Source organism: Cohnella herbarum (assembly GCF_012849095.1).
Lineage (GTDB): Bacteria > Bacillota > Bacilli > Paenibacillales > Paenibacillaceae > Cohnella > Cohnella herbarum.
The window spans coordinates 5,618,992-5,633,454 of the sequence record NZ_CP051680.1 but is presented as its reverse complement, the minus strand read 5'-3'; the positions used below and the strand labels follow the sequence as shown (position 1 = coordinate 5,633,454).

Here is a 14,463-nt window from a genome sequence, read left to right as displayed (position 1 = left end):
ATCCAAGACTGAATTGGATGTGTCTTTTTCTACTAGTCTTCTGTTGGACTCGCGCATAAATTCGATATTTTGTACTCGACTCCGTTGACCCCTTTATAATTTTCCGGGTACAAATCTCCTCCGCATTGTTGGCAGCAGAAGATAGGCGGAGAAGAGGCCTTCCCGCCCATATGATCAAAATCGCGGACTACGCCTAGAGGGAATTCATCCGCTATTCCGCAGCTTAAACAGATATATTTGACCATGATCTTGTCTAGCAAATACCGGTTCCTTGAGGCAATTGCTTTTTTCATAGGGATTACCCTTCCGGTAAGTTACTAATAACGTTAAACGATTGGAATAATTTAGAGAAACCGTCCGAAATCAGCAGGTATTTTCAAATAAACGGTGAATTAGTAATTATTATTACTGTAAGTTCAACATCTTCCTCGCGAATCCTGCTTTTAAATGTCGCATATTGTAGTTCAATACCACTCTCCAATACCGTAACACATGTGATTTACGATTACACCTTTGATTGGGAGAATCTCAATGGATTTCATATGGTATGTGGTCTTTTCTACGATTGAAGCTATGTCATACTGCGTACTTATGCTCTGTTTTTTCCGATTTGGTTATAAACCTTATCTCAAGGAAATCATACTTTCCTGTGTACTCTTCTCTATTGTATCCTATGCATCACGAGTAGAATTAGATTTGGCATCATACTTCCCAATATTCACAATGATATTCTACTCCTATTTCGGATTCTCCGTCTTAAAGGTGCCTCCGATTTGGGCAATCATCGTATCCGGCACGACTATTATCATATTTTTTATCATTCAAACTACGCTAATGCTGTCTCTCATCTCTCTTGGGTTCATCACTCTTGAATCCGTCGAGAACTATCATCTTGATGCTTATATTCTACAAGTAGCAACTGCGCTCATTTTATTTGGAATAAGTGTTTACTTCTACAGAAAAGGATACGGATTCACGTTTTCTTTCGACAGATTCCGTTGGAAAGGCGACAATGCTTTGATGTTAGTCGTCATGTTCATAACGTATGGGGCATTCGCCTTCTTATTTCTCCAAAAAGATCTTTTTTACGGGATCATAGTCGAAACTCTCTTGTTTTCCTTTTTAATGTATTTGACCATCCGGAAGGAGCGTACCGAACTATGATTGAGCCGCTCTCTCTCAAACTTGCAACTAAACTAAAAGAAGCAAACCCAGAGCACCCCGCAAGTTTAGAGGTACTAAAATTTTCAATCGCAGCGGTCATTAATGTGATCGGCACGATTATTCTCGCCTTGTCTCTTTCCTTCGTATTGAATCATATTGCAGGTACAGCTTTGGCTTTGATCTCCTTCGCCGCATTAAGGGCGATTTCTGGAGGTTACCACCTCAATTCTAGCATGGCCTGCATGTTAATCACTTCCATAACCGCCAATCTCATTCCATATATTAATTTATCTACAACTCTCAACATCGGATTAACAATTTTCTGCCTTCTACTGGCTTTACTATATGCTCCGAGTAACATTGAAAATCAATCAAGGATTCCCAGACGATACTACCCTTTATTGAAGGTTGTCTCTGCCATCCTGATTGCTTCCAACTTTTTCATCCAGTCAGACATAATAGCTATATCATTTTTACTTCAAGTCCTATCTTTGATCAGAATAGGAGGTGAAAAAACTTGAGAAAAAAATCACTTCATTTAGTAACGACATTGTTAGCTGCACTTGCATCCGTTTTTGTATTGACCGCTTGTTTTATTTGGGCCCACCAACCAAAAGTCCCTCAAGAACTGTTAAAGCGGAGCTGAGATTAAGCAATGAACTGGGACGGTACGTTTAGTTTGACTGAGAAGGCGGACGGGAGTGCAGGATTTATTTCCATTAACGCGGACGAAATCCTGTACTTCTGCGTCGATCAGAGCCAAAGCCAGATCAAGGCCCATACGTTAGAGCAAGAGTATTACGCCGGATGGGATACCTTAGATCGTCTGATGCAGGCGCTGCAAACTACGGCTCCGCAATTTTACAGAACGGATCGTATTTTCCTCGTTAACTTGACCAAAGTCAGGAAGATCGATACAGAATGGTGCAAAGCCTACTTCATCGATGCACCTGATTACAAATCAAAGTATTGTTACATCGCTAGGCTCAAGCTCGGCGAAGTGAAACGCCGGATCAGCCAGCTATCCAGCTAGTGACGTTGCGCGATTGCAACGTCTCTTCTATTCTTCATCCGGAAAGTGATTCATTCGCCAGATCTTCCTTAATGGCAGAATCATTTGTGACTAACCATTTCACACTATGGGGTTATGCCTATGACTTGGAACGGCACGATCAACGTTACATATGATGATGAACATAACAGGCAACTGATTTCGGTAAACATCGATGAATTTTGCTATTTCGAGCTTGTGAAGAAAAAAATAGTGGGGCATACGCTCACCTCTACATACCTTCTTCCATGGAATGGAATGAAAGTACTGATTGCTTTGCTGCGCACTTCTTGTAATCACTTCGAGAGAATGGACAAAGCTTATATCGTTAATTTGCATAAAATTAAAAGAATAGATTGGGAGTGGGGAATCTTATACTTCCACGAACAGCCGAAAGACATGACGAAGCGCTGCTATATCGCAGAAACCTACATTTCGGAGTTGAGGCAACGACTTAAACAAATGAATGTTCAATTATAAATCAATTATTCGAACATTTGTTTTCCTTCGTAGAGGTGTACTCCAGGTTTTCCAGGACGATTGGCCGCCCGAATCATCGCAGTCGCAACGTCAGCCGCTTGTATGGCCCTATACTTCCGAAAACGACCGAGTAGCAGGGGATTCAACCCTTTCATCAACACGCCCCATAATTTCTCGACTCTCCGATGCTCCGTTCTTTCTCCCAGAAGCAACGACGGACGGAAGACATGCAGCTTGGGAAGTCCTAGCTGGCATAGGTCTCGTTCGACCTCTCCTTTAACCCGGCTATAGAAGATCGAAGAAGCCGAGGAAGCGCCGATAGCCGATACAAGCAAGAACTGCTCGGCACCCGAAGCCGCAGCCTGCTTCCCAAGCGCCAACGGATAATCGTAATCCACCTTACGGAAAGCTTCTTGCGACCCCGCTTGCCTAATGGTCGTACCAAGCGCGCAGAACCAGTCATCCGCTATTAAGGTCGGAGCAACATCCGATAACGAATCAAGGGTAACCGCTACGATCTGCAGCTTGGGATGGCTAATCGGAAGAGCTTTCCTGGAAAGGGCAATTACCTTCCCGTATCTCGCATCCGCAAGCAACTGGCTAAGGATATGAGAACCTATAAGTCCTGTCGAACCCGCTACGATCGCGGTTTTGGATGGGGACGCCATTGTTCATCCCTCTTTCTATGAGGATACTTTTTCTTCTTCTATTGTAGCAGTAGACGACCGCTTTTCCCAATGCTGGAGCAATGCGGCAAGCTCGGCCCAAGTGACCTTTCGATCGGGATGAGGCGCAGGCGTCGGTAACAACCTCTGCTCCTGAAGCCATCTCATTTGCTCGCTGCTGAAGGAAGACCAATCTACGCTTCCTATCGTCCTCTCTTTGAGCGTGCCCGAACGCAGCCTTATCTGTCTCTGCGGTTGATCCCGCTCCCGATCTCGGTCAACGTCTCCTCTTCGCGTCCACTCCAGCATGCTTCGCCATACCGCAGAGATACCCTGACCGTAACGATGATTGCCCGGGTCCGACCATTTGCCGTTCAGATCCTCCCAGCAATGAACCCTCCCCCGCCAGCCGGATTGGCCTATCAGCGTAATCTGACGTTGAACCGCATTCTCTTCCATTGGTAGCGGATATTCCGTGGCAAACGAATACAGAATTTGCATATGCGCTTCTACCGAAGTCTCCTCCGACCATTGAGCTAGCGTACGAGGAAACCACGATGGGCCCGAGATTTCCAAGGTCCACCCCCTCGTATCGGATATCATCTGACAGAAGGCGGCATCGCCCCTAATCCCGTACCGCTCTCCTAATCTCAAGTACATATCGGCAATCGGAGGAGCATTCAGACTACGTCTTCTCAGGTAAGCGTCCATCATCTCCGCCGAGCAACTTGCTTTTCCCAACAGCGAGAGCTTACCCGTCGGTTCCAACTCCGGATGCTTGCGAAATACCGATTCGACCTTTTCCATTTAAATATCCCCTTTGGCTCCCAGTTTGTCCCACCCCATCTCTCTACTCTATTCAAGAGTTCACTCCGTTTGACCTTATTTACCAACCTGATACAATTAAATTAAGTTGTACCCACGACAAAACAAAAAATGTGCATAACTCTGTGGACAACCCCCGAGTTATCCACAAAATCATGCACAGCATGTTAACAACGAATATACGTTCGCTGGTAAGGAGTAGAAATGATGTCAATTGAAGAAGACGAAAGGTGGATGCAAGAGGCCATTTACCAAGCCCGCATCGCCGAATCGTTAGGAGAGGTTCCAATCGGCGCCGTCATCGTTCGCGACGGTACGATCGTTGGGGCCGGCTATAATTTACGAGAGAAAGATCGCGATCCTACGGCTCACGCCGAACTGATCGCGATCAAGCACGCTAGCGAAGCTCTGCAAGCGTGGAGATTGTTAGGCTGTACCTTATACGTAACGCTAGAACCCTGCCCGATGTGCGCGGGTGCTATTTTGCAGTCACGCGTCGAGCGCGTAGTTTACGGTGCATCCGATCCCAAAGCAGGCTGTGTCGGCACATTAATGGATTTACTTCAAGACTCAAGATTCAACCACGTAGCTCCTTGGACGTCAGGAGTGCTTCACAAGGAATGTTCTTCCCTGCTCACTGACTTCTTCCGTAGGCTGCGAGCCCGCTAAGACGGTTACGTTGCTTCGATGAACCGTCTTTCGGTACTCCGCTTCCTCCTTGCGCAGACGTTGCAACTGAATGATGAGACGATCCGCTTCCTCACTGACCGCTACGATTTCGGGATCGGTCAGATTGCCTAAGTCGTTAGCCATTTCACACAGACGACGTTGAAGCAACTGGAGGCGCCTTATTAATTGGGTAGTCTCCAAGTGAGTCATCTGACCGCTCCTTTCTTACGAAAATGATTTCGTCACACTTTGTCATACAACGATAGGATAATCGAACTATTCTCATTATAGGACAATTTTATCCATATTTATGTAGAAATGTGTCGAGCTTGTTCCTAATTTTTCAAATTATTTTCCGACAAAATAAGGACTATGTGCCTAGTTAAATGGCCCTAAAATTCAATTATTAATGAACGGGAGGTGCTTATTTCCTTGAATACGCGAATTCTATTGGTCGAAGATGACGATTCCCTACACAGGGGAATTCAGTTTACGCTCCAACAGGAAGGCTTCCAAGTCGTTGGCGCTCAACATCTGCAAGCAGCGAGAGAAGCGCTCCAAGACAACGAAATCCACCTTATTCTGCTGGATGTGCAGCTTCCCGACGGGAACGGATTCGACTTCTGCGCGGAAATTCGGGAGCATCGCGACACCCCGATTATTTTCTTGACGGCGAGCGACCAAGAATTCGACATTGTCCGCGGGCTCGACCTCGGCGGCGACGATTACATTACGAAACCTTTTCGACTGAGGGAGTTCCTCTCCAGGGTTCATGCCGTGCTCCGACGCCGCAATCCCATTAGCCGGACAGAGGACAAAACGAATCTCATATCGGGAGAACTTGGCTTAAATATCGAGGAAATGCGCTTAGAGAAGAGCGGTCGCGAAATCCCTTTAAGCATCACTGAATTTAGATTGCTCTCCCTGTTCATGAATCATCCCCGCTCCGTCTTGTCCAAAGACCAAATCATACTGCAAGTATGGCCAGACGGGGCAGAGGTGCTGGATGACAATACGGTTGCCGTCAATGTCCGTAGGCTAAGGGAGAAGATCGAGGAGGATCCGCAAAATCCGCAATATATTCTTACCGTAAGAGGAGCCGGATATCGATGGAACGGTTAGAGGGGAACAGATTAGGACTAGCGCGGTTGTGGCGAAATCCATCCGTGCGTCATCTGTCCGTCATCCTAGCCGTTTTCTTTCTATTCGCCGTTATATTCATCGCGCTCTACAGTCACTATTCCACAGTTAAGCTCAAGCAAGATTGGCTGGATAGAGAAGCTGCGATGCTTGGAAACCTATCCGAAGTAAGTCCGGAGCTGGCCGAGATTTGGATCCGTCAGTTAGCCGGGGTCGAATCCCCTTCCCCGGAATCCGTAGCCGCAGGCCGGAAGCTCTTGGAGAATAGCGGATTGAAGGCCGCAGCGTTAGAGACCTCTTGGCTTCCGATCGTCGGTCATTACCAGTCGAGGACGTTCTGGGTTCTCTTCGGCGCGACCGTTGCGTCCATAATCTACCTTGCCGTGCTGTTGTTCCGGGAATATCACAGGCAATTCGGCGAGATCAGGAGTTTAGCCATCTCGTTAGAAGATACCGTTAAGCATAACCGCCCCATGGTTTACCGGATCTACGACGAGGGGGACATCGGACTGCTTGCCAATGGAGCGCAAGAGCTCACGATCCGGCTTCGCGAAACGATCGAACAGCTTCATCGCGACAAATCGTTCCTGAAGGATACGATTGCGGATATTTCCCACCAGTTGAAAACGCCGCTAACTTCCTTAATGATCTACATCGATTTATTGCAGGAAGGTCAGGTCGATGCCGTTCATTCCGCCGAGTTCTTAAGAACGTGCAAACAGGAATTGGATCGTATGGAATGGCTCACTCTTTCCTTGCTTAAGCTCGCCCGCTTAGAAGCAGATGCGCTCGAATTGAACCTAAGAAACGATCGCCTTGCGGAAACCGTAAACCGCGCGGTACAGTCGATTGCCGGATACGCGGAAAATAAGGGAGTGTCGATAACCGTGGAGAAGTCCGACGTCGGCTTCGTTCTTCCCCATGATTCCCATTGGCTAATGGAGGCTATAGCGAATCTGATCAAGAACGCCGTGGAGCACAGTCCTTCCGGCAGCACCGTCGCGATCGGTTGGGAGATCACTCCGGCGTTCGTGCGAATGCACGTGAAGGATCAAGGGCGCGGCATAGAGCCGCGGCACTTACCGCATATTTTCCGGAAATTTTACCGAAGCTCTTCGGAAGGCAGCGGAGTCGGACTCGGATTGCCGCTGGCGAAATCGATCGTCGAGAAACACGGAGGTCTGTTATCCGCTGCCCCGAATCCCGCCGGAGGTACGATCTTCTACTTGTCGTTGCCCCTTCATCCATTGCCGGATAAACCCTTGAAGCTTACGGAACTGTAAGCCTACGATCCTAAGTCCTGTAAGGTTGCCGCGATATACTGGGTTCGTTGCCGCACGCAGAGTCTAACCGAATCGCTTCGGCCTCTGACAAAACGAAACCCATATTCGAAGGGATGAATCTCATATGAACGTCATTGAAGTCGACGGATTAAGCAAATCTTACGGTAAAGGAACGACACAGGTAAACGCGCTCCACGAAGTCTCTTTCTCCATTCAACAGGGAGAATTCGTCGCGGTCGTCGGGGCAAGCGGCTCCGGCAAAAGCACCCTGCTTCATATGTTGGGCGGACTCGATAAACCAAGCGGAGGTTATGTCCATATCGACGGAGATAATCTGTACGGACTGAAGGAGAAGGAGCGCGCCGTATTCCGCCGCAGGAAAATCGGGTTTATTTTTCAATCGTATAATCTCATTCCCGTCCTCAACGTCGAAGAAAATATTCAATTGCCGCTCCTGCTCGACCACCGGCAGCCGGACAAAGCTTATATTAACGATCTCATCCAGACGCTTGGTCTGCACGATCGACGGAAACATCTGCCTTCCGAGCTGTCCGGCGGTCAGCAGCAGAGAGTGGCAATCGGACGCGCGCTTGCTTACCGCCCTGCCATCGTGCTTGCCGATGAACCTACGGGTAACTTGGACAGCGCGAACGGCAGGGAAGTTCTGGAGCTACTGAAACTCGCGGTGAATCAGTATCATCAGACGGTCGTCGTCATTACGCACGACATGAACGTAGCGGCGGAAGCGGATCGCGTCCTCAGTTTGCAAGACGGTCGGCTCGTCAGCGATACGAGCAGCCAACGGAGGGGCGTATGAGAAGCTATGGCGCCATGGCCGGGCGCTATCTGAAGCAGCAACGAAGAAAATCGATTCTGACGATCGTAGGCATCATTTTATCGGTGGCGCTGATTAGCGCTCTCGGGACGATGGGACAGGCTCTAAAGGACAACTTGATCAAAGATACCGAATATAACGATGGCTCTTTCTACTTCGGCTATAACAGTCCGACTCCCGAATTGTACGAGACACTCAACAAGCACGTGCTTGTTGACCGACTAGGCGTCTACAGGGCCGGTCACAAAACCACCCTTCAGGGCATCTATTCCGTTAACGTCGGAAGCATCAACGCAACCGGCTTTGAATTACTGCCGATTCACCTCCATGAAGGTCGGTTGCCCTTATCGGAAGACGAGCTACTCGTCGAACAGTGGCTCCTAGAGCGACTACCCGGCGCGCCTAAGCTGAACGGCTCGACCCAATTAAACGGACCGGACGGGAAACCTCGTTCCTACCGAATCGTGGGCGTTCTGAACAATGAGAAGCAGAGTCAGATCGACGGGCAATCGAAGGCTTACACTTTCGCTGACGTCAAGGGAATAACCGTCGATTCCGACACGATGCTCGTTCTCACTTTGAAGCCGGGCGTAGATATTAACGGACAGGTCGATGCTTTTACCAAACTTAATCCGAGCCTATTTACTAACGGTCAGCTATTGGCGCTGCTGGGAGAATCCGCGGACAAAGGCCTTAATCGGGCTCTACAAATTATTTTCGGAACTTTGATCGCACTCGTCGTACTCTCCACCGTAGCCGTCATTTATAACGCTTTTCACATCGCCGTATTGGAGAGAATCCGGCAGTTCGGTCTGTTGCGCACTTTAGGTGCGACGCCCGGACAAATTCGTAATCTGGTGTTTCGCGAAGCGACGGTTCTGTCGGCCATTGGCGTCCCCTTAGGCTTGCTGGTGGGATGGTGCGGATTATGGTTCGTTCTGTGGCTCATGGACCAAGGCGGACTTAAGGTTATGATGATGGAAAATTTCGAATTAACGTTCCATTGGTGGATCATGGGAGGAAGCTTCGTCGTCGGATTCGTCGCCGTCTATTTGGCCGCCTGGCTGCCGGCACGCAAAGCATCGAGCGTATCTCCGGTCGAAGCGGCCAAAGGCGCCGGAAGCATCGTTCGGGAATCCTACCGACGGATGCGAATTCCGTCCCTTCTGAACCTGCTGGGGATCGAAGGGCAGATGGCCTCCAATAATATTAGGCGCAATCGGACCAAATTCCGAATTACGACCTTCTCTATCGTCATTAGTATCACGCTGTTTATCGTATTCCATTATTTTACCCAGCAATCGCTTAACATGACGACCACCACGAACGAGGATGACCGTATGGCGTTCCAGCTTAACCGAATCTCTACGGCTCCCACGGGCGATCTATTCTCTGACGATATGATAAGGGAGATCGGCCTATTGCCGGGAGTAGATGACGTCTATGGAAAGTATTCGAGTCTCGCCGCTAGAACCTTGGTATCGGCCGAGGATTTCAACTCGGACGTTAGCAAGAAAACGCCTATAGCACCTGAACAAACAAAATGGAACGGGGCATCAATGAACTCCATTTCGACTCGCGTATTCCTTTACGATGAGCAAAGGCTAGAAGAAGCGGCAAAATACGTGCAAGCGGGAACGGCAGACCTCGAAGGTCAACCAGCCGGAAGCGACGGCGTTCTGCTGGTTCAAACCATTAAACCCTATGACAACGACAATAAGAGGGTTTTGATGCCGCTAACCCACTACAAGGTCGGAGATAAGCTGACTCTTTGGCTGAATAATGAAAATGGATCGCAGGAAAAGCTGGTACGGGAAGTAACGGTGGCGGGGATCCTGACTCAAGTTCCATTCGATTCCGCTTACCAGGGAAGCTCGTTAACGGTCATTGCTTCAGAATCCGGTTTCGCTAATTTGCTTAAAGCCGCACCGGCGATATATCCTCCATCCGAATACGATACGTCGAGAATCGGACTGGAAGTGGCTCTAAAGGACGGCGCCGATGTGGAACCCGTCCGGTCGAAGCTTCAAGAGATCGTGCGAGACAAACCCGGAATCAACTTGGTAGACTATGCCGAGTCTCAGAAGGATACGCGTAACTTCAACTTGCAGATGCAAATCTTCGTCTACGGCTTCTTGATCATAGTGGGGGTAATCGGAAGCTTGAATATTATTAACACTGTCCAGACGAACTTGCTGCTCAGACGCAAGGAGATCGGGCTGCTGCAAGCCGTAGGCATGACCATGGGGCAGATTCGACGAATGGCGTCCGCCGAAGGCATGTGGTTCGGAGTCATCGGAAGTTTTTGGGGAATCTTGTTGGGGGTAGGCTTCAGTTATATTCTCTACAAGCAGTTGAACACCGTTCAAGGCTTCCCCTTCGAATTCCCTTGGGGAGCTTCCTTAATCGCTTGCGGTGCCGCGCTGATCGTAGGATTACTCTCCGTTCAAAGTCCGCTAAGACGTATGGAGAAAGCGAACCTTCTCGAGGAATTACGGGAAGAAGCGTGACCCAGTAGCTACAAAACCCGCACGACCATGCCACATTGGCGGTTGTGCGGGTTTTCTCTTTTCATCAAACATTAACCGTTATCCGTTAGCCGGGCCGCACGATCCGCGAACGATAAGCTCCGTCGGCACGATCGCTTCCGGAGGCGGGAGCTTCTTGTCCAGAATGAGGTCGTCCAGAAGCTCGATCGATCGTCTGCCGATCGTAATCATATCCTGACGTACCGTCGTCAGGGCAGGACTGACATATCTCGCGATTTCAATATCATCGAAACCGATGACCGAGATATCCTCCGGGACGGACAACCCTGCGTCATGAATGGCTTCCATCGCGCCGACCGCGCTCATATCCGAGCAACAGACGACCGCCGTCGGCCGCTCGGTTAACGCAAGGAGCTTACCCATCGCGACATATCCCGTCTCTCGCGTGAAATCGCCTTCCGCTACGTATTCCTCGCGGTAGGGAAGACCGGCAGCCGTTAGTCCGGCGCGGTAACCTTTCTGCCGGTGACGGCTCACGTAAGAATCCTTATTCCCGGATAAGAACGATATCCGGCGGTGGTTTAACCCGGCCAAATAGCTTACCGCTTGTTGCGTGCCCGCTTGATTATCCGAGCTGATATACCCGGCGCGCCCTTCATGAACATCCAGATCGATGAACAACGTGGGAATGTCCGACTCGACAAGTTCATCGAAATTCATATCCTCGTGCTGGAAGCCGAATACGACGACTCCTTCGACATTACGGCTCTGGCAGTGACGAACGAAACTATATTCCCTATTCCATGATAGCTGAGCTAAGTAGATAAGATCATAACCCTTGGATTTCAACGCTTGCTCCATTCCGGCAAGGATCTGCGTGAAGAACGGGTGAGCCAGCCCCGTCGTCAGGAAAATCCCGATCGTCATCGAGCGTCGCCCTACCAACGAACGTGCCGCGGAATTCGGACGAAATTGCATTTCCTTCACGAATTGCAGCACTCTTTCTTTGGTATTCTCGTTGACGGTCGTGTATCCGTTCAATACTTTGGATACCGTCGCCACCGATACGCCGGCCGCCTTGGCCACGTCTCGTATGTTAGTCGCCATTGCTAACGCCCACCCCCTCTTCCTTCCAAGTAAACCGGCTATACTTTCTGATCCGTCGAAAATTTCACTTTGATGTTACCATAATGTTTGCCGGAGTTCTATTGTTTGCTCCAATTCGGATAAAACGAAAAGCACCGTAGCCCCCACTAGGACCACAGTGCTTCTTTATTGTAGGTATTCATTGCCGCCTGCACTGCGGCGCCTGCATCCACTTTAACGCCGTGCAGGGTGAGTACTGCTTCGAGGGCGCCAAGTGTAAGCAGCACATTTCGTTTGCTGCAGCTATACCCCATCGTACCGATTCTCCATATGCGCCCCTTCAACGGACCGAAGGAGCTGGCAATTTCTATCCCAAACTCGCTAAGCAGGACAGCCCTCACGGATTCTCCATTGACACCATCCGGTATATTGACGCACGTAACTACCGGCATCTTGCATGAAGGATCACCGTACAAGGTCAAACCCATTGCTGCAATGCCATTCATAAGTGCCGCTTCATGCCGCTTGTGTCTTTCGAAACGATCCTGTAACCCTTCTTGCAGCACTAGGCGAAGTCCCTCACGAAGGGCATAAAGCATAGACGTAGCCTCGGTATGATGGTTTAGCCTCGCCGGACCCCAATAATCCTGCAGTTGGCATAGATCGAGATAATTGCTCCTGATCGGACTTCCGAGCAGATCATGGAAAGATGAGCTTACAGCGGAACTATCACTTAGCAACCCTTGCTCAATGCGCTTTCGCTTCAGCAGTTTCGATTCAACACGTTCATTATAGGATACCAACGAAAGACCTGCAGGAACGGACAGACATTTTTGAGTGCCGCCGATCACGGCATCCATTAGCCATTTGTCCGTTGCTACTTCCACTCCGCCGATTGTGGCTACCACGTCGACAACAAGCAGCGCATCGATCTCGCGGCAGGCCAATCCGATGCCATCAAGAGGCTGCATACATCCGGTCGAGGTTTCGCCATGGACAATGGCCACAAGCTGAGGCCGATGCTGCCTTATGGCGGCGGCAATCTCTTCAACGGCGAACACTGTTCCCCAGTCCTTCTCAAGAGTGACAACCTCGGCTCCGCATCGTCTAACAATTTCAACGAGTAAATGACCGAATCGTCCGTATAGAGGAACGAGTACTTTATCCCCCGATTCGATCAGACTGACGAGCACCGCTTCTAAACCCGAGCGAGAAGTACCGTCGACCGTATAGGCCCATTGGTTCTTCGTCATGAATATCTCTCTTAACATCGTCATCGTCTCGTTCATCAAGTCCGTGAATTCCGGGTCAAATTGTCCAAGTATCGGGGTGGACATTGCCCGCAGCACTCGCGGATCGACTTCGACTGGCCCAGGAGTCATAAGGGTTCGAGGCGACGGCGACAAGTCCCTGAAATTCATGTTTTCTCCACCTCAGCATAACCTAATTTATACAATAATTGGACCAGTAAAAGTACGCCAACCGCCAATTCCCTCGCGTCCGAATATTCCTCCGGCGAATGTGAAATGCCTCCTTGGCTTGGTACAAACACTAGCGCTGTTGGGCACACCAGTTTGAACATCTGAGCATCATGCCCGGCCCCGCTTACCATTTGTCGATATTTGATATCCATTTCATCGCAAATTTGGACCAGTTGCCGATTCAAATTTTCGTCCATTGGAACGGGTTTCTCGTTGAACCAGTCCACATATTGAATGCCTAATCCTCTTTGAGCAGCAATCGATGTGAATTGAGTAATCACTTCACTGCGAAATTGCTCTAGCGCTACCTCATCAGAATGGCGTATATCGACGGTAAATATCGCCTGGCCTGGCACAACGTTCGAAACATTCGGACTAACATCCAGACTTCCGACTGTCGCTACAAGAGGCGGTCCTTTCTGAACCGCAGCATCACGGAGCCAACGAATCATCGCGCTAGCCCCTTCAAGCGCATCGCGCCTCATGTACATGGGGGTCGTGCCAGCATGGTTCGGTTCGCCAATGATTTCGAATTTTAACCTGATCTGACCCGCAATTGCTTCAACAATACCGATCGACAGCCCTTCTTCTTCCAATACGCCGCCCTGCTCAATATGCAGTTCCACGAAAGTGCCGATATCTTTGCGTACCGCTTCACGCGCACTGCATTCCCCGAAACCACAGTCATGCATGGCGTCTACGAATAAGATGCCCTCTCTGTCTCTCAAACTTTTGATTTGCTGGAAATTACGCTCTCCTGCAATGCTTCCCGAACCCCAATAGGCAATAGGAAATCGGCTTCCCTCTTCCTCGCATAACGATACAACTTCAAGGGTACACTTCGGTTGGCCGTATGTGCGTTGCAAATAATCTACAGCTATGAGTCCAGCAACGATGCCATATGCGCCATCATACTTTCCCCCTTGCGCTACCGTATCGATATGAGATCCTACAAGTATGGAAGGCAAATCCGAATGACCCCCTTGGATAGTTCCAAATAAGTTGCCAACTTCATCAAATGATGGTGTTAATCCCCTCTCTTCCATTCGAGCTTCCAATGCTTTCTGGGCGTTGAACCATTCCTTGGAGTAAAGCAGTCGGGTTATTCCCGGTTGTTTCTCTATCGTATAAGTAGCCAACCAGTCCAGCAGATTGCTTATGTCCATCTGGAATTCGTTCAGCAATCTTTCCCGCCGAACGCTGTCAGTCAGCAACATCTGCTCCATCATTGTCAACTCCTCTTTGCTTCGGTACTCAGATGCGGAACCCCTTAAATAACGTGATTCATCGTCATC

At 49.4% G+C, this 14,463-nt stretch carries 16 protein-coding genes; 9 read left to right on the top strand and 7 right to left on the bottom strand.

The window, feature by feature from the left end:
- Positions 1 to 32 precede the first annotated feature (32 nt).
- Complete coding sequence (locus HH215_RS23995; RefSeq protein ID WP_169278027.1) at positions 33 to 293, bottom strand: hypothetical protein; 261 nt, start codon at positions 291 to 293, stop codon at positions 33 to 35.
- 867 nt (positions 294 to 1,160) lie between these two features.
- Here HH215_RS23995 and HH215_RS23990 point away from each other — a divergent pair.
- The 4 genes from HH215_RS23990 to HH215_RS23975 all read left to right on the top strand — a co-directional run bounded on the left by HH215_RS23990 (position 1,161) and on the right by HH215_RS23975 (position 2,695).
- Positions 1,161 to 1,685 (top strand): accessory gene regulator ArgB-like protein, encoded by a 525-nt coding sequence (locus HH215_RS23990; RefSeq protein ID WP_169282187.1) that lies wholly within the window; start codon positions 1,161 to 1,163, stop codon positions 1,683 to 1,685.
- Complete coding sequence (locus HH215_RS23985; protein ID WP_169282186.1) at positions 1,682 to 1,810, top strand: cyclic lactone autoinducer peptide; 129 nt, start codon at positions 1,682 to 1,684, stop codon at positions 1,808 to 1,810. The genes HH215_RS23990 and HH215_RS23985 overlap by 4 nt, the downstream gene beginning before the upstream one ends.
- A gap of 9 nt (positions 1,811 to 1,819) precedes the next feature.
- On the top strand, positions 1,820 to 2,197 hold the full coding sequence (locus HH215_RS23980) for a LytTR family DNA-binding domain-containing protein (protein ID WP_169282185.1): 378 nt from the start codon (positions 1,820 to 1,822) through the stop codon (positions 2,195 to 2,197).
- Positions 2,198 to 2,317: 120 nt separating this feature from the next.
- The gene (locus HH215_RS23975; RefSeq protein WP_169282184.1) at positions 2,318 to 2,695 is read left to right on the top strand and encodes a LytTR family transcriptional regulator DNA-binding domain-containing protein; all 378 of its coding nucleotides are present in this window, start codon (positions 2,318 to 2,320) and stop codon (positions 2,693 to 2,695) included.
- Positions 2,696 to 2,700: 5 nt separating this feature from the next.
- On the opposite strand, the gene HH215_RS23970 is transcribed toward HH215_RS23975, so the two are convergent.
- A complete protein-coding gene (locus tag HH215_RS23970) occupies positions 2,701 to 3,363 on the bottom strand; it encodes an NAD(P)H-binding protein (protein WP_169282183.1) in 663 nt (220 codons plus the stop codon).
- Between the two features lie 15 nt (positions 3,364 to 3,378).
- Positions 3,379 to 4,167 (bottom strand): hypothetical protein, encoded by a 789-nt coding sequence (locus HH215_RS23965; protein ID WP_169282182.1) that lies wholly within the window; start codon positions 4,165 to 4,167, stop codon positions 3,379 to 3,381.
- 222 nt (positions 4,168 to 4,389) lie between these two features.
- Here HH215_RS23965 and tadA point away from each other — a divergent pair, with 222 nt between their 5' ends.
- A complete protein-coding gene (gene tadA, locus HH215_RS23960) occupies positions 4,390 to 4,854 on the top strand; it encodes a tRNA adenosine(34) deaminase TadA (RefSeq protein ID WP_375140461.1) in 465 nt (154 codons plus the stop codon).
- Here the strand turns inward: tadA and HH215_RS23955 are convergent.
- Positions 4,786 to 5,064, bottom strand: coding sequence for an aspartyl-phosphate phosphatase Spo0E family protein (locus HH215_RS23955; RefSeq protein ID WP_256376620.1), 279 nt, complete (start codon positions 5,062 to 5,064; stop codon positions 4,786 to 4,788). The two genes, tadA and HH215_RS23955, sit on opposite strands and share 69 nt — an antisense overlap.
- A 222-nt stretch (positions 5,065 to 5,286) precedes the next feature.
- On the opposite strand from HH215_RS23955, the gene HH215_RS23950 reads away from it, so the two are divergent.
- From HH215_RS23950 to HH215_RS23935, 4 genes are all read left to right on the top strand, one after another.
- Complete coding sequence (locus tag HH215_RS23950; RefSeq protein WP_169282181.1) at positions 5,287 to 5,976, top strand: response regulator transcription factor; 690 nt, start codon at positions 5,287 to 5,289, stop codon at positions 5,974 to 5,976.
- Positions 5,964 to 7,277 (top strand): sensor histidine kinase, encoded by a 1,314-nt coding sequence (locus tag HH215_RS23945; RefSeq protein ID WP_169282180.1) that lies wholly within the window; start codon positions 5,964 to 5,966, stop codon positions 7,275 to 7,277. Before HH215_RS23950 ends, HH215_RS23945 begins: the two co-directional genes overlap by 13 nt.
- 124 nt (positions 7,278 to 7,401) lie before the next feature.
- Positions 7,402 to 8,094, top strand: coding sequence for an ABC transporter ATP-binding protein (locus HH215_RS23940; RefSeq protein WP_169282179.1), 693 nt, complete (start codon positions 7,402 to 7,404; stop codon positions 8,092 to 8,094).
- Positions 8,091 to 10,622 carry an ABC transporter permease gene (locus HH215_RS23935; protein WP_169282178.1) on the top strand — a complete coding sequence of 844 codons (2,532 nt, stop codon included), beginning with the start codon at positions 8,091 to 8,093 and terminating at the stop codon, positions 10,620 to 10,622. The genes HH215_RS23940 and HH215_RS23935 overlap by 4 nt, the downstream gene beginning before the upstream one ends.
- Positions 10,623 to 10,700: 78 nt before the next feature.
- Here the strand turns inward: HH215_RS23935 and HH215_RS23930 are convergent, their stop codons facing one another.
- The 3 genes from HH215_RS23930 to HH215_RS23920 all read right to left on the bottom strand — a co-directional run bounded on the left by HH215_RS23930 (position 10,701) and on the right by HH215_RS23920 (position 14,397).
- Positions 10,701 to 11,708, bottom strand: coding sequence for a LacI family DNA-binding transcriptional regulator (locus HH215_RS23930; RefSeq protein ID WP_169282177.1), 1,008 nt, complete (start codon positions 11,706 to 11,708; stop codon positions 10,701 to 10,703).
- 146 nt (positions 11,709 to 11,854) lie between these two features.
- Positions 11,855 to 13,108, bottom strand: coding sequence for a (S)-ureidoglycine--glyoxylate transaminase (pucG, locus tag HH215_RS23925; RefSeq protein ID WP_169282176.1), 1,254 nt, complete (start codon positions 13,106 to 13,108; stop codon positions 11,855 to 11,857).
- Positions 13,105 to 14,397: a Zn-dependent hydrolase gene (locus HH215_RS23920; protein WP_254450199.1), complete on the bottom strand. Its 1,293-nt coding sequence runs from the start codon at positions 14,395 to 14,397 to the stop codon at positions 13,105 to 13,107. The genes pucG and HH215_RS23920 overlap by 4 nt, the downstream gene beginning before the upstream one ends.
- Positions 14,398 to 14,463 lie beyond the last annotated feature (66 nt).

Bases quoted from the DNA above. Each gene is read 5' to 3' on its own strand.
- HH215_RS23995 (WP_169278027.1), bottom strand. From the start codon at position 293: ATGAAAAAAGCAATTGCCTCAAGGAACCGGTATTTGCTAGACAAGATC.
- HH215_RS23990 (WP_169282187.1), top strand. From the start codon at position 1,161: ATGATTGAGCCGCTCTCTCTCAAACTTGCAACTAAACTAAAAGAAGCA.
- HH215_RS23980 (WP_169282185.1), top strand. From the start codon at position 1,820: ATGAACTGGGACGGTACGTTTAGTTTGACTGAGAAGGCGGACGGGAGT.
- HH215_RS23975 (WP_169282184.1), top strand. From the start codon at position 2,318: ATGACTTGGAACGGCACGATCAACGTTACATATGATGATGAACATAAC.
- HH215_RS23970 (WP_169282183.1), bottom strand. From the start codon at position 3,363: ATGGCGTCCCCATCCAAAACCGCGATCGTAGCGGGTTCGACAGGACTT.
- HH215_RS23965 (WP_169282182.1), bottom strand. From the start codon at position 4,167: ATGGAAAAGGTCGAATCGGTATTTCGCAAGCATCCGGAGTTGGAACCG.
- tadA (WP_375140461.1), top strand. From the start codon at position 4,390: ATGATGTCAATTGAAGAAGACGAAAGGTGGATGCAAGAGGCCATTTAC.
- HH215_RS23955 (WP_256376620.1), bottom strand. From the start codon at position 5,064: ATGACTCACTTGGAGACTACCCAATTAATAAGGCGCCTCCAGTTGCTT.
- HH215_RS23945 (WP_169282180.1), top strand. From the start codon at position 5,964: ATGGAACGGTTAGAGGGGAACAGATTAGGACTAGCGCGGTTGTGGCGA.
- HH215_RS23940 (WP_169282179.1), top strand. From the start codon at position 7,402: ATGAACGTCATTGAAGTCGACGGATTAAGCAAATCTTACGGTAAAGGA.
- HH215_RS23935 (WP_169282178.1), top strand. From the start codon at position 8,091: ATGAGAAGCTATGGCGCCATGGCCGGGCGCTATCTGAAGCAGCAACGA.
- HH215_RS23930 (WP_169282177.1), bottom strand. From the start codon at position 11,708: ATGGCGACTAACATACGAGACGTGGCCAAGGCGGCCGGCGTATCGGTG.
- pucG (WP_169282176.1), bottom strand. From the start codon at position 13,108: ATGAATTTCAGGGACTTGTCGCCGTCGCCTCGAACCCTTATGACTCCT.
- HH215_RS23920 (WP_254450199.1), bottom strand. From the start codon at position 14,397: ATGATGGAGCAGATGTTGCTGACTGACAGCGTTCGGCGGGAAAGATTG.